This is a genomic window from Vibrio sp. St2 (assembly GCF_947311885.1).
GTDB classification, from domain to species: domain Bacteria; phylum Pseudomonadota; class Gammaproteobacteria; order Enterobacterales; family Vibrionaceae; genus Vibrio; species Vibrio coralliilyticus.
Map to the genome: position 1 here is coordinate 30,146 of NZ_CAMZNA010000002.1, position 14,867 is coordinate 45,012.

The window sequence follows — 14,867 nt, forward strand, 5'->3', positions numbered from 1 at the left end:
ACACTTAACATCAGGAACTTATTTCAATGCGACTTTTACCCCTCCTTCTCACCAGCGCAGTCATGTCTTTTCAAGTCTTCGCCGCCCCTACAAAAACAGATATTTTCTCAACCATAGATCATCGCCTCAGTTACATGGAGGACGTCGCACTGCACAAAGCAAACAATGGTATAGCGGTAGAAGATAAGAAAAGAGACGCCGTTGTCATTGAGTCTGCTAGCGTAGCGGCAGAAAAAGAAGGCTTAGACAAACAAAATGTTGAAGCATTTTTTGCCGCTCAGATTTCCGCAGCAAAGGCGATTCAGTTCCGATACCGAGCTGATTTATTGACCGCACAAGAAACGCGTACTCCAAGAGATCTTAAGACAGTTATTCGCCCTGAACTAATCAAGCTTGGCCAAGAGATAACGGCGGGAATTGCGGAGTACCTAGATGAAGGCGGCGAATTTAAACAAAGTGACTGGCCAACATTTCAAGCAGCGATTAACGAAAGATATTTGACAGACGCCGATAAGAAAGCGCTCTTTGATGCATTGGTGCTCATTAAAACTCAATAACTTATTACTAGGAGGCTATGCGCCTCCTTTACGCTCGCTCTCGCTGAGCGTATTTATCGCATAGCTGATTGAAGGTCAGGGGTTTATCGAAATAGTAGCCTTGAAGCACCTGGCAGCCCATTTGATTTAGCAACTCCGCCTGACGTTTGGTCTCCACCCCTTCTGCCACTACATTAAGCTGATTAGAGTGCCCCATCGCTATGATGGTATTAGCTAAGCTGTCCAAATAGTTGTCATCGTTGATATCGCGGATGAACTGTCGATCAATTTTGATCTCCGATATTGGAAGTTCATTAACGTAACGGAGAGAACAATAACCCGTCCCAAAATCATCAAGAGAAACACCAAACCCTTCCGCACTCAGGTTCGTTAATATGTTTTTGACTCTGTCCGTATCTTCAATGACAACATTCTCTGTAATTTCAAAAATAACCAGATGATTGTTCAACTCGTTTGAATTGAGAATGTCTTTGGCTTTTGATTCAAAATCTTTATGAAGAAGCTGCAGTGGAGAGATATTAATCGCAACGCCAACTTGGCTTTGATTCAATCGATTGAACAAGACGATATCTTTACAGGCCTGCTTCATCACAAAGTCGCCAATCTCGATAATCAATCCCGTTTTTTCAGCGACATCTATAAACTGGTCCGGAGAAACATAACCAAATTCCGGTGAATGCCAACGACACAATGCCTCAACTCCAATGATCTCGCCGTTAGCAGCATTAATTTTAGGTTGGTAATGAACGCTGATTTCTTCTCTCGCCAAAGCAAAACTTAACTGCTCTTCTAGCGCAAACTGATATTCCAATATGTCGCTGATTCCTTTAGTGAAAAGCTGAATTTGACCTTTTGTTTTTTCTTTGGAAGTGTAAAGAGCAACATCCGAGTGAGATAACAATTCGGAAGAATTGGCGCCATGCTCAGGAAAAACTGCGATACCAATACTGCAGCTGGTGGATAACTGAATACCATGAAATAGAATAGGAACGGCTATGGCCTCTTGAATCCTTTCAGCTCTGAGATTTGCTTCTTCCACTTCAACAATAGGAAAACCAAAAACAAACTCGTCTCCACCAAAGCGAACCAATATTTCATCATCACGTTTGAGTTTCGAGAATGTCGCACTCACAGCTTTAAGCAACTCATCTCCAGCGTGGTGACCATATTTATCATTGATCCTTTTAAAGTCATCCAAATCAACGAATAAGACCGCGTATTTCGACTTATCTGTTTTGCATTTTTCGATGCAGCTGTCCAATTGCGCATCCAGTCGGCTACGGTTAGGAATACCTGTCAACGAATCGATGTGGGCCAACCTTTCCAATTGCATGCTGCTTATCTCAAGCTGCTTAATATCCTCTTCGATTCTTTGCTGATAGTCATCAAAGCGCCTTTTGACCAATTTGCTGGCCCAAAACGACAAAGTGACAAGAAGCGACATTAATCCAACTAGAATAAGAATCACGCGAAGGAGGTCTTCTGAATGGGCTTGTTTTAGCTTAACCACTTGCGGACTCAAAACGCGTTCAACATGCTCAGTAAAAAAACCCGTTCCAATAATCCATCCCCATTCCGGTAATACCTGAACATAACTAACTTTATTTGAGTTGAAGATGCCTTCTGGGGTGTAGGGACTCTGGTATTCCACAAATCCTGACAAGTTGCCATTTAATGTTGTTCTAATTGTTTCAAGGAGCTCAGGCTCAGGATCTCCAATTCGGTCAGGGTCTTTATGCGCTAGTGTCACGCCTTTCATATCCATTACAAATACGTAGTTATCTTCTCCAAATCTTAATGCTGTCAGCCATTCTAGAAGCCTAAGCTTTATCTCATCCTCGACGTCAGAAACGTACTCACCAGTCCCGATAAACCAGTCAAAAGGTTCAAATTCCTTACCAAATCCGATCTTTTCAAACTCAACATCACCTTGTCCTGGTTTCTTATACCACCATTGGTAAAAGGCTTCGCCATTAACCGATTGTCGGATGAGATCGATATGTTCTTTTAATATCAATGTTCCCTTGCTGTCTTTAGCGTCAATTTTGGACGTTCCTTCAATATGAGGAAGCAATCCATGCATAACGCTCGTACCTTCCATAGAAAATATAAAGAAGTAGCCACGACCTTCATTAAACCTCACATCTCTCAATGCTTCAGATATTAAGGATTGAAGTTCTTCTTCTGCGTAATTGGGAAAAGAGCGATACAAACCGCTGGCGATGCCATGCGCTTCATAAATTCGCTCTCGAATATCGGCTTTTAATACATCGACTGCTTGAGAGGCTTCGAAAAGCAAATGTTGATGGATATTTTGCAATTGGCGTTTTGATTGATCGCGCTGGCTCTCTATAAAGTCTTGTCGAAAGCCGTCCAACAACGCATCAATTTTTCTTTGCTCCTCTCCGACAAAAATCAAAGTTATGGCTAACATTACCGTCATAGTGAGTGTAACCGGCAATATTTTTATACTTCGCAACAGCCATAATTCTGAATCATTTGTCATAGACGAGCCCTGTAACCATAACCACAATCCTCTAATTATAGCTTTTGATTGTTAAGAGCTTTTCGTAATACAAGGTCACTTGTCGCCTGGTATCGCATATTTGAGCTTTCCTTCACTCTTAAGCATTTCAAAATACTTCCCAGACTCTCTCATTTTTTCAAAACCTCGCTCACATTGATTAAGAATCTCCTGTGCATTGGGAAAAGAGCGGGAAACCATGAGATGAAGCGAAGTTCCGGGAAATGGGTCGGGTAGGATACCGAAGAGATGCTGTGAATCTGGAAAAAGTTTAGCAATCCATTTCCAACCAGATTCTGGATCAGCTGGGAGATAATCAATTCGGCCTTTTTGTAACATTTGAAATGCTTTTTCTTCTGTTTGAGCTAGCACATACTCGTGCCCCTGCTCATCAAATTTTTCTTTAATGTAATAACCGAGATAAGTACCGATACGGTAGGACATTAGTTCTCCAAGACTGACAGAGTCAACCTTAGGAACAAGTGGTCGATAATAAAAAATTCTAGGCGGGTTTGCCGATTGAGTTATTGAAACAGAGAAGTCAGCAAATTCCTTTCTCGTTTTTGTGACAGCATAAGGGAAGGCGGCGAAAGCAGAGCCATGTTTCACCATAGTTTCAGCCCTTAACCAAGGGACATACGCTACTTCAATGTTCGTCTCCTCGCTTTGGCACATTTCAATAACGAGATCGACAAAAAAACCTTTACCTTCTTCTTTTGATGCATCTAAAACATATGGAGGCCAAACATCAGTAACAAAAGTTACCGTCTTCGCATATGTTTGAGTGGTAAAAAATGCGAGCAGTACAAATAGACTTGGCAATTTAATTGCGTCTCTTAAAGTGCCCATATTAATGCCCTGCTAACAAAACCATTAATATGCTTCTAGTACAAAAGTGGTAACACTTCAAGCGTGACGGCGTCACATTAAGTCGGATAATCTCTATTCAATTTTTCCCGCTACAGTCTGAATTCTCTCAAAACTGCCTGGTTTTGTTACCCAAGCAACCACAGCATCAATGTCATTCAGTTCATTCGTCAATTCAAAATGCCAAGTTCCAGTCGTGGAGCGACTTTGCTGACGTTCCTTAGCGATAAAATCGTGTTCAAGTGACTTCCCTCTGTTTTCTCCGGCCTTCACTATGGTGGTTCGATTGTTAGCAAGAAACACAATCGTCGCGTCGAGATGTCCAGATTTGTCGAAGTTAAGAATGAATTTATTTCCTTTGCGACTAAGTGTCAGTCTCTCTGCGTTTCTAGGCTCTAAAGCTGGTAGCTCGCGGTTAACCCAATTGAAGAAGCCGCGCCATTCTTTACCATCAACAATAAATCCTGGCGTATAGACGCTACCCACGACATCATATGCACGATAAAGACGCTGAAGTTGGGAGTATTCAGGTTTAGCAAAGTCGTCTTGCCAGCCAAGGTAATCCCAATAATCGACGTGATAAGCCACTGGGATAATTTCCTTCCATAGTCGATCACTTTCTTCAAACGTCGATAAATACTTGTCCGCAGGTGGGCAACTGGAACACCCTTCTGACGTAAATAACTCTATAACTTGAGCAGGTTGACCTTCGTGTGACCAGATTTGTCCACTAGAGAGGGTTGAGGCGACGGATATCGCTAATAATGTGTTCATAGACAGATCCTCTGATGTACTACTGACTATGACCGACCTAATGCTGACTCTATTTCATTAAAATAAAACAAAAAAAAGCGCCAGCATTTCTGCTGGCGCTTAACAGTCTGTAAATGTACGTCTATTAACGATATAGACCGATATCCTTTTGGATGTGACCAGACATGTCACTTGCGTAGTAAGCGCGAGGTGTATTGTCTGTGAAAAGAATATCTAGTAGGTGTGCAATCAATCCTTTGAAAGTAACCGAGTAGGTTTTTTTGTCCATAGAGATTGGAGCGTTGATAGTTCCGATGTGCATTGCCTGTGCCATGATTGCCTCTCTATAAATCGTGTAATTCGTTTCGTTGAGGGGATATTAAGCAATAAATTACTGTTCAAAAAATGACAAATTTTGCCTTTTGGCATTAGTTTTTCTAATAAAACAAACCATTAACATGACAGTTTAAAAAAAATGCAACCAAAGCTAGATATAGTGCTTATTTATCCACTTTGATTGCATTTACTATTTATTGACCACTCAGAAATACGCCTCAAGTCACAAATATTTTACAACCTTACACATATTCAAGCTGGTAATTTGTCTCGATTAAATTAGTTTATTTATCGATACTTACTTCAACTTCTGATACCAATCTCTTTTGTTTGACCACCGATGCCACAACTGCAATAGACATAGTAATCAGTAATACAGCTAATGACAGCGGAGTGGGTATCTCCCAAGGTGACCCAACTAGCATCATCTTAATGCCAATGAAAATCATGATGAAGGACAATGCTGGTTTAAGGTAGATAAACTTATCCATCATGCCTTGGAGAACAAAGTACAAAGAGCGAAGGCCCAGCAAGGCAAATACGTTCGCCGCAAGTACAAGAAACGGCTCTTGCGTAACAGCAAAGATGGCAGGAATGGAATCAAGTGCAAACATGACATCCATAAATGCAATCACACCAATTACAATCGCCATCGGTGTTAACACTCGTTTGCCCTGCTCCACAACCATCAGTGCGTTACCACGAAAATCATCCGTTACGTTCGCCCACTTCCTTATTAGCTTTTCAGGCAAGGAATTCACCTCATCTTCTCCTTTATCCCTTGCCAACTGTACGCCCGTCCAAATGAGGAACAGAGCAAAGACATAAAGAATCCAATGGTACTGAGCGAGCAATTGAGCACCCACTGCAATCATGATGGCACGCAAGACAAGCGCACCAATCACACCCCAGAGTAATGCTCGTGGACGTAAGTGTTCTGGTACTAAGTACTGATAGAAGATGATGGCAAACACAAACAGGTTGTCGACACTCAGTGACTTTTCTAGCAGATAGCCGGTTATGAATGATACGGTCGCTTTCTCAGCGCTGTAACTGCTTGCTGGTGCATAAACATCCCAAAAGAAATAGATGCTAGCAGCGAATATGAACGCGATCAGAAACCAGAATAAGCTCCACGCTGTCGCTTTCTTGATACTGATGTTGCCGCCACGAGTTTGCCATATATCTAAAGCCACCATAGATAGCGTTAGCAAACCAAAACCGAGGTAAGTAGATAGGGTCATTGTTCCTCCTGAGCGGAGGGATCTGAACATTTTTTGACGATCCCACCGCAAACAAACCAATCCAATGTGTAATTACATTGGTAACTTGATTGCGTTGGTCTCGTCGAAATGTATGCCGCGTAAAGACGACAACATTTATACTTACCGGATAGAACTGAGTCTAACGAGATGACGATAAGTAAACTAGAGGCGACTACTCCCCAAACAGATCGGATTGTATTCTTGCGTATGGAAAACGTCTATAGCTAAAATCAAAAAAGGAGCCGACTTGGCTCCTTTTTTACATTAAGCGGAAAATTTACCGCCAGGTTATACTCCCCCGACAGGGATAAAGTATACCAGTGCAGACCAAACGCCTACCCAGCTAATCACGACAGCAACGTCGATCCAGTCTCTACTCCACATAGATTCCCCCAGAGTAATATTCATTTACTCAATTAACTCGGGGAATAAATTAGCAACCTTTATGCCACCACGTTTGCACGCACTGCTGTGGTCTATTCAAAGTATCGGGCAAGTCTGTCAGCAACTCGATAAAACAGTCGGCCATGGATGTCGTTGTAACAACGCCTTCATCTAGCATGTTCAGCATCGCCTCATACCCTTCTTTCCCTTTCATGGTATAGGCTGACGACGTCCCAAAATAGTACTTTTCATCATCGACTTTTTTCCAACCGGCATCAGAATTAAAGATTTCCAGACCAAGGATCCGGCTACCGATTGGCGCTTCAGGCGCGTATTCAAAGTTCAAATTAAATGTATATGGATAGGAACCATCGCCTGTCCCTACTACGCCATTATTAGTGGCATTGTTGATTGCCCCTTCGAGTGCAGCGGCAATGTCCTTCCCTTTGAGTTGATAAACACCAATCGGCACGGCAAACGGCAATAGTTTTCCTGCAATATCAGCAACGGAAACATTTCCGACATTGAGTGAGTTTCGAACACCACCAGCGTTATGAATAGCAAACTCAGCATTGTGACCAAGCTTTTTCATAGAGTGAACAAAAGATTCCGCTACTAATGGCGCTAACTCACTGGCACCTACCTCATCAGGGATTCGGACATGTCTCAGCGGCTTGTTAGCGTGTGCGATTACGTCACGTTGTAGCGTTCTAACACGAGAAACATACTTTTCATTGAGTAAAGTCTGAACTTCTTCGTCTTTCTTACACACTAGAACGTTCGGGTGGTTATCAATAAACTCACGAGCGGTGTGATAAGGCAGCTCATTAGTTGTTTCACTCATACTAGCATCTAGGAACACCCTTCGGCCTAGCAAGAGCTCATTCTTTCCGTTGAACTTAACGATCTCACCTTGCTCGTTAAAGTCGATGTCACAATGGCCCATACTTAACGCGTGGTATCCCGCCTGTACGACATGAGTCCCATTGATTTTGATGCCGTAATCGTCATCCTTTTTAAGTCCGAGATCACTGAAATCACCTTGTAAACGGTGGCTATGACCACCAACAATAACACTGATTCCATCCACTTTTGCCGCCATGTCTAGGTCAGCATCGTAGCCCATGTGGCTCAATAGAATGATTTTATTGATACCTTGGCTTCGAATCTGCTCTACCGTGCGAGTTGCTGTATCTATCGCATTTACGAACGGCGTATCTGCGTCTGGGTTAGAAATGTCTGCCATTTTATCCAGTGCCAAGGAAAAGATAGCGATGGGTTCACCGTCTACCTCTTTTACTATCCACTGAGCGGACTGAGTGTCAGGGACATAAGAATGGACACGCGGCTTACCTCTTAAAGTCAGTTCTTTATCCTGACTTTCATTCGATAAATCCCAGTTGCCGGCAAGCAAAGGGAATTCAATTTGCTCTACAAATTTCGCAACAGGCAGGTTACCCATATCCAATTCATGGTTACCTAAGGCCATCGCATCTATATTGAGCGCGTTGAGCATGGTCGCGTTCGCTTCCCCCTTAAACAGGGAGAAATACAAAGTGCCCTGAAAACAATCTCCTGCGTGGAGGAATACCATTTGGCGATTGTCAGATAGTGATTCTTCGAGCTGTTTTTTACGTGTCGCTATACGCGCAAAGCCCCCGGCACTCACATACGGAGTAAGGGTTTCGCCTTCTACATTAATCGTAAGCTGTAGCGACGTTGGTTCAAAATAAGAATGGGTATCGTTAATGTGCGCAAGCCTAATCTTAACCGCTTTATTGTTTTTATATTTCATATTTTCTTCTCTCATATTCGGCTACATCGTATCCCATCCTTTATGACAAATTCATTAACTTTCACACTTTTATTGTATACGCCGTTCTATATACATTGACTAAGTTGAGCAAGATCTCTTGTTGTTGATAATAGATTAAACCGAGCAAGCACAAACTTTGTGAGGTAAGCTTCTGCTTATTAGAGGTTTTTCTATTATGCTTTAGGTAACAATAGCTCAAACGGAGTCACTTCATGCTGCTAGAGCGGATTGAAATTTCCGGCTTTCGTGGGATCAAACGGCTATCCATCGCTTTTGACGAGCTCACGACCCTAATTGGTGAAAACACCTGGGGTAAGTCTTCGCTGTTAGATGCCCTATCGGTCGCCTTGCCTCCTGAAGGCGTACCTTATCAATTTGAGATGACTGACTTTCATGTCGACTACTCAATTGCACACCCTCAAACTCAGCACCTACAAATTGTGATTAGCCTGATTTCTAACGATAAGAACGAAATAAACTCCGGGCGCTATCGCAAAATCAAACCGGTCTGGATTCAAGATGACCAAGGCACTAATAAGATCATTTATCGCTTAAGCGCCAGCCGTGACGGCTATGATGTCACCACACGATACGCTTTTCTCGATCGTGAAGGTAACCCACTTCCCTTACATCATTCAGAAAAGTTAGCGCAGGAGCTCATGACACTTCATCCTGTCATTCGCCTTAAAGACTCACGTCGCTTTGAGCGCCCAATCGGTAGTTTGGGTGATACCAATGACCGCATCGAGAAACGAATCAACAATACCTGCCGACGCTTGATGGCGATTCCTGGGCATGTAAACAAAGGCGAAATGAAAAGTAGCCTGAGCTCTATGAATGTATTGGTTGATCACTACTTTTCATTTAAGTCCAATGCACGCAAGAACCTTCGTAAGCAAAGAGATGGTATCTTTTTCAGTGGCTCCCCAAACAACAAAAGCATCTCTCAAGTTGTAGAGGAAACGAAAAGCAAACAGACTCGACTTCTGTTTATGGGCTTACTCAATGCCTACCTTCAAGCTAAGGGGCCTAACAAGCTTCGCCGCTGTGCCAGACCATTGCTTATTCTCGAAGATCCTGAAGGTCGATTGCATCCAACTCATCTCGCTCGTGCGTGGAGCTTACTTCAGCTTCTTCCCATGCAAAAGATACTCACCACTAATAGTGGAGATCTGCTTGGTCAGGTGCCACTTAACAGTATTCGTCGTTTAGTCCGACAATCAGATCGAACCATCACGACATATCTTCCTGCTCAGGGATTTAGTAAAGACGAACTGAGACGAATCGGATTTCATATCCGCTTCCACCGCTCTGGAGCATTGTTTGCCCGATGCTGGCTATTGGTTGAAGGTGAAACGGAAGTCTGGCTTTTTAATGAGCTCGCTAACCAATGCGGATACAACTTAGCCGCTGAAGGCGTGCAAATTATCGAGTTTGCACAATCAGGATTGAAGTCACTGGTTAAGATCGCCAAAGCATTTGGCATCGATTGGCATGTAGTAACTGATGGTGATGCCGCAGGTAAAAAGTACGCGGCAGCCGTTCGTGCTCAGCTAGGGAATGATCAGGAGCGTCATCGTCTTACCGAGTTACCAGATCGAGATATTGAACATTACCTCTATAACAACGGTTTCGAACCCTTCTTTAAAGACATGGTTCGTATACCACTCGACCACCCGATTCCGGCAAAGAAAGTGGTGACCAGAGTACTCAAGAAATTCGCTAAACCTGACTTGGCATTGGCGATTGTTTCTCATTGTGAAGACAGAGGAATGGATTGCATACCAATACTGCTTAGATGGACGTTAAAGCGCGTAGTAACAATGGCTAACGGCAACACATAAAAAAGCGGCCTTGGTTATCTTATATAACCAAGGCCACGTATCAAACATCAAATGATACTAATCAATCGGGGGTTCACAATCACGAACGAGTTGGTAACTCGCTGGTAGATTGTGTTTGAGATGACTTCTGATGCAGCCATAAGCCGCTTGCTTTCATCAAGTAACCAAACACGCCACCTAAGATCAACGAAGGTACAACAAGCTGCCAGTTACCATCTGCTGCGAAAGTCGCGCAAGAACCAATAAAAGTACCCGGTATATACCCAAGCCAGTTTTGCTTAGCCTGAATACACATCATAAAGGCCACGATAGCAGTGATCACATAACCCAGAATTTCTAATGAAGCGTATTGAGAAGCGTGGATGATCACCATCGCCCAAAATACTCCTGTCATGTTGGTAACTAAGCTTTCAGCCAGACCTTTAAGGCCGCTGGTTGGAGACGCAAAATAGCTGGTGCAACCTAAGAAGCCAGCCCACGACAATAAGCCTAATGAGATGGCAATCCACCCCCATAGACCTGAAAGAATTCCCGTAGTTAATGAAATCGCGACAAGTGTGCTCATACCGCCTCGCTAAGTGTGCTTATACACACATCAAAAGTACAAGACGGCATGTTAAGGGTTAAGTAAAAGAAACAAAACGATCTTGATCACAATGAATAAGCAACAAAATGAAATATTAATAATATTTTGTGACGCAAACGTTATTTCAACAGATATTGAAAATATTAAAGTACCGAAGGCTTACCTTTCATCATTCTCAATCCCTCTCGTTTAATACACTCAACGAGGGGGTTTTCCACCATGTCAGCCCGCCATATAAACGATAATGTCCGCTCCATACTCAGTTCAGGGACGTTGAGCGCGACCAACTGCCCGTTCTCAATAAAACGTTCAACGTCAAGATACGGTAAACATGTCAGGTACTGGCCATGTTCCACCATACTACGCAATACGGGGACGTGCTCGTATTCACGCCAAACGTCTAAATCCTCAATTAAATGGTGAATGGAGCTATCAAAAATCTTGCGAGTACCACTACCGTGCTCTCTCAAAACCCACCTTGCCTGCTCTAGCTGTGCAAGGCTCACTGTTTCATGCCTTGCGAAAGGATGATGCGCGGCGGCAACAACGGTTAAATGGTCACGGCACCAGACTTCCTGATGAAGTCGGTTATCATCGCAACGCCCTTCAATGATACCCAGATCATATTTGTAGTCTAAGACGCCTTGCATCACGCTATCGGTACTTTTGACTTTAAGAGAGATCCGCATCTCAGGAAATGAGTTATCAATAATACTGATGAGGTCTGGAACCAAATGTTCCGCAGGTGTTTGACTTGCACCGAGTTTGATGTGGCCACTCAATAGATGCTGTTCGTAAAAGCCCATCTCTATTTGTTGTGCATCCTGTAACAACCGCTTGGCTTTTGGCCTTAACCACATCCCCCAATGCGTTAACGCCATCTGCTTACCTTGGCGTTCGAACAGTGGTCGCCCTAGCATTTTTTCAAGCTGAGCCAGTGACATACTGGTTGCCGACTGCGTTAATGCCAGCTTATCTGCGGCCATACTAACACTCCCCATATCTGCGACTGCATCAAATACGGCAAGTTGTTTAAGAGAATATCTCATTAAGCTTCAATCCTTTGCTCAGAGAATAACAACGACTAAAAACGCTTATAAATAAGCAAGTTGTTTCATTTTACGTTGCTCTCAGTCCATATCAACAATTTTGATAAGGTTTTTAAATATTATCAATTTTACGTGTATTCCTGGACACCATAACCTGAATGGGCAGTGAGACATTTTCACTGTAATAACAGGAGGTAATCATGACTAATAAATTCGGGGGCGACGATGACACAACAAGCTCAGACGAATAATCTCTACTTCTCACCCAGTGAGATGATGGCAGAAGCGGAAAAATTCGCACTCAGTAAAGCCAATAAAACCAGCGGTATGACTTTGGGATTAGCAGTAATGGCTGGAGCCTTTATTGGGCTGGCTTTTCTGTTCTACATTACTGTCACCACAGGCAACGCAGAATCAGGCTGGGGGCTAAGCAGACTAGCAGGCGGATTAGCGTTCAGCATGGGGCTGATTCTCATCGTTATCTGTGGTGGCGAGCTCTTTACTAGCTCAGTTCTGTCCAGCATTTCATGGGCGAACAAGCAAATCAGTTTCAGTAAAATGCTATCAATTTGGGGCAAGGTGTACATCGGCAACTTTGTCGGGACAATGTTACTTCTATTGATCGTATCCGCTGCGGGCTTATACCAAATGGACCATGGTCAATGGGGGCTAAACGCTCTCAACATTGCTCAACATAAATTGCACCACTCAACAGTCGAAGCTTTCTCACTCGGCGTGCTGTGTAACTTATTAGTGTGTCTCGCTATCTGGCTAACATTCAGTAGTGCCAATGCAATGACTAAGGCGGTAATGACCATCATGCCCGTAGCGATGTTTGTGTCCAGTGGGTTCGAACACTGCGTCGCAAACATGTTTATGGTACCGCTTGGTATCGTTATTCAAAACTTCGCACCTGAGGCCTTTTGGAGTCAAGTAGGCGCGACATCGACTCAATACAGTGATCTCAACATTTATCAATTTATTACTGCAAACCTCATCCCAGTAACCTTGGGCAATATTGTCGGCGGTGCAGTATTAGTCGGCCTTGCCAATTGGAGTATCTACCGCAGACCACAACTCAAAGCCGCATCCATTTCCAGTATTACTACAAGCACTAACATTACGTCAGCTAAGGAAACCACCATGAACAACCTATTATTCGTTAAAGACATTATGAACAATGATCCGATAACTTTAACGCCTGAAATGAGCACTCCCGCGGCCATTGACACTTTGCTAGATAATCATGTGGTGAGTGCACCAGTTGTTGATGCAGAAGAACGCTTGATCGGTTTCTTTTCCGTTCACGATGTCATGGTCGATTTATGGTGTCAGGACTATATCCCGGTTGAAGGTCAAAAAGTCGTGGACTTGATGTCGAGAGATGTTATCGCTATTAGCGTGAACGACAAATTAATTGATGTCGCGGAGTTTCTTTGTATCGACAAAGAGCAACTATACCCAACAACCAGCATTGGAATAGCCACAACGTTTACATCACTCTCACTTGAGGAACGAGCGAAAAGCATTAAGGTTCACAAACCTCATGTGTTACCTATTCTAGACAATGGAAAGTTTGTAGGAGCAGTAACAAGAAAAGATGTACTGAGGGCATTGCGCACCGTCTACGGTGACAGGGTCACCATTGTAGACAACAGCACACAGCTTGAATCAGCCTAGCGCATTTTGGTCAGGAAATAAGTCGCTTGATCAAAAAACCCCCGACGCAAGTCGGGGGCTCTTTTATTGTCAAGCAGTAAATGGATTACTTCTTAATACCTTCTACATGAAGTTCCATATCAACGTAGCTAGATGCACCCATAACTGGAATATTGAAGTCTGCAAGCTCCAGGCGAGTTGAACCTAAGAAACCAGCGCGCTCACCACCCCAAGGGTCTTTACCAGCTCCAATGAATTCAGCATCAATCGTGATCGGCTTAGTAACACCGTGTAGGTTTAAGTCACCGTTGACTTCAAGTTTGCCGTTTCCTTTATCGACAACACTTGTGCTTGTGAATGTTGCAGTAGAGAACTTCGACGCGTTAATAAAGTCTCCGCTGCGGATATGTTTATCACGCTCAGCGTGGTTTGAGTCCAAGCTCGTAGTATCAATTGTTACTTCTACTTTAGATGCACTAATGTTTGCAGGGTCGTAAGAAAAGTCACCTTCAAATGTGTTAAAACGACCTTTGATAAAACTGTAGCCTAAGTGACTTACTTTGAAGTTAACAGATGCGTGAGCACCTTTGTTGTCAATTACGTAGTCCGCTGCGCTTGCACCAAATGGCAATGCCATTGCCATAGCTAGTCCGGTAGCAAATAACGTTTTTTTCATTTCGAAGCTCCTATCATCTTGCGTAGCGTGTTGTCTTTGTTAATCACGTGATGTTTGATCGCAGCCAAAGCATGAACGGCTGCCATTAAAATAAGTGCCCAGGCGGCGTAAAAGTGAATCTCACCAGAAAGATCAGCTTGATTCTCAAATAAAGCGCCAAGCCCAGGAACAGTAAACCAGTTGAAGACGTCAATACCTCTGCCATCTTCGGTAGAAATAAGGTAACCGGAAGCAAAAAGTACAATCAAAACAAGGTACATAGCTAAGTGAACTAACTTTGCGCCTAGAATTTCATACGCTTTACCTTCAACTTTTGGAGAAAGTGTTGTGTGCTTCCAAACAAAGCGAAATAGCGTCAGAGCAGCAAGTAAGATACCCACTGATTTGTGCCAATGCGGAGCGGTTTTATACCATTCACTGTAATAAGTCAGGTCAACCATCCATAGCCCCACAGCAAACATGCCGATAATGACAATTGCTGATATCCAATGGATTCCCCGCGCTACAGGGTTGTAATTCTTTACTTCTGATCTCATTGCGCCAATTCCAAA

General features: G+C 43.3%; 13 protein-coding genes. 3 read left to right on the plus strand and 10 right to left on the minus strand.

The features are described from left to right. Positions 1-26: 26 nt before the first annotated feature. A complete protein-coding gene (gene aroQ / locus QMA41_RS06750; RefSeq protein ID WP_281629208.1) occupies positions 27-557 on the plus strand; it encodes a gamma subclass chorismate mutase AroQ in 531 nt (176 codons plus the stop codon). Positions 558-585: 28 nt separating this feature from the next. On the opposite strand, the gene QMA41_RS06755 is transcribed toward aroQ, so the two are convergent. From QMA41_RS06755 to QMA41_RS06780, 6 genes are all read right to left on the minus strand, one after another. Next, a complete protein-coding gene (locus tag QMA41_RS06755) occupies positions 586-3,063 on the minus strand; it encodes a cache domain-containing protein (protein ID WP_281629209.1) in 2,478 nt (825 codons plus the stop codon). Positions 3,064-3,138: 75 nt separating this feature from the next. Next, positions 3,139-3,930 carry a transporter substrate-binding domain-containing protein gene (locus QMA41_RS06760; protein ID WP_281629210.1) on the minus strand — a complete coding sequence of 264 codons (792 nt, stop codon included), beginning with the start codon at positions 3,928-3,930 and terminating at the stop codon, positions 3,139-3,141. A gap of 93 nt (positions 3,931-4,023) precedes the next feature. Next, positions 4,024-4,722: a DUF1223 domain-containing protein gene (locus QMA41_RS06765; RefSeq protein ID WP_006961026.1), complete on the minus strand. Its 699-nt coding sequence runs from the start codon at positions 4,720-4,722 to the stop codon at positions 4,024-4,026. A 124-nt stretch (positions 4,723-4,846) separates the two neighbouring features. Then, a complete protein-coding gene (locus QMA41_RS06770; protein ID WP_006961027.1) occupies positions 4,847-5,035 on the minus strand; it encodes a hypothetical protein in 189 nt (62 codons plus the stop codon). Between the two features lie 286 nt (positions 5,036-5,321). Further along, positions 5,322-6,281, minus strand: coding sequence for a TerC/Alx family metal homeostasis membrane protein (locus QMA41_RS06775; protein ID WP_281629211.1), 960 nt, complete (start codon positions 6,279-6,281; stop codon positions 5,322-5,324). Positions 6,282-6,735: 454 nt separating this feature from the next. After that, a complete protein-coding gene (locus QMA41_RS06780) occupies positions 6,736-8,481 on the minus strand; it encodes a bifunctional UDP-sugar hydrolase/5'-nucleotidase (RefSeq protein WP_281629212.1) in 1,746 nt (581 codons plus the stop codon). Positions 8,482-8,714: 233 nt separating this feature from the next. On the opposite strand from QMA41_RS06780, the gene QMA41_RS06785 reads away from it, so the two are divergent. Continuing rightward, positions 8,715-10,346: an ATP-dependent endonuclease gene (locus QMA41_RS06785; RefSeq protein ID WP_021457128.1), complete on the plus strand. Its 1,632-nt coding sequence runs from the start codon at positions 8,715-8,717 to the stop codon at positions 10,344-10,346. Between the two features lie 79 nt (positions 10,347-10,425). Here the strand turns inward: QMA41_RS06785 and QMA41_RS06790 are convergent, their stop codons facing one another. Both QMA41_RS06790 and QMA41_RS06795 read right to left on the minus strand, forming a co-directional pair. Next, the gene (locus QMA41_RS06790; protein ID WP_019277010.1) at positions 10,426-10,911 is read right to left on the minus strand and encodes a DUF1097 domain-containing protein; all 486 of its coding nucleotides are present in this window, start codon (positions 10,909-10,911) and stop codon (positions 10,426-10,428) included. Between the two features lie 164 nt (positions 10,912-11,075). After that, the gene (locus QMA41_RS06795; RefSeq protein WP_006961032.1) at positions 11,076-11,981 is read right to left on the minus strand and encodes a LysR substrate-binding domain-containing protein; all 906 of its coding nucleotides are present in this window, start codon (positions 11,979-11,981) and stop codon (positions 11,076-11,078) included. A 225-nt stretch (positions 11,982-12,206) separates the two neighbouring features. Here QMA41_RS06795 and focA point away from each other — a divergent pair, with 225 nt between their 5' ends. Then, positions 12,207-13,661, plus strand: a complete 1,455-nt coding sequence (focA, locus tag QMA41_RS06800; RefSeq protein WP_281629213.1) for a formate transporter FocA — start codon at positions 12,207-12,209, stop codon at positions 13,659-13,661. Between the two features lie 85 nt (positions 13,662-13,746). Here the strand turns inward: focA and QMA41_RS06805 are convergent, their stop codons facing one another. Together QMA41_RS06805 and QMA41_RS06810 are read right to left on the minus strand one after the other, a co-directional pair. Continuing rightward, a complete protein-coding gene (locus tag QMA41_RS06805) occupies positions 13,747-14,316 on the minus strand; it encodes a YceI family protein (RefSeq protein ID WP_095559534.1) in 570 nt (189 codons plus the stop codon). Continuing rightward, the gene (locus QMA41_RS06810; protein ID WP_038161367.1) at positions 14,313-14,852 is read right to left on the minus strand and encodes a cytochrome b; all 540 of its coding nucleotides are present in this window, start codon (positions 14,850-14,852) and stop codon (positions 14,313-14,315) included. Before QMA41_RS06810 ends, QMA41_RS06805 begins: the two co-directional genes overlap by 4 nt. Positions 14,853-14,867: the final 15 nt, after the last annotated feature.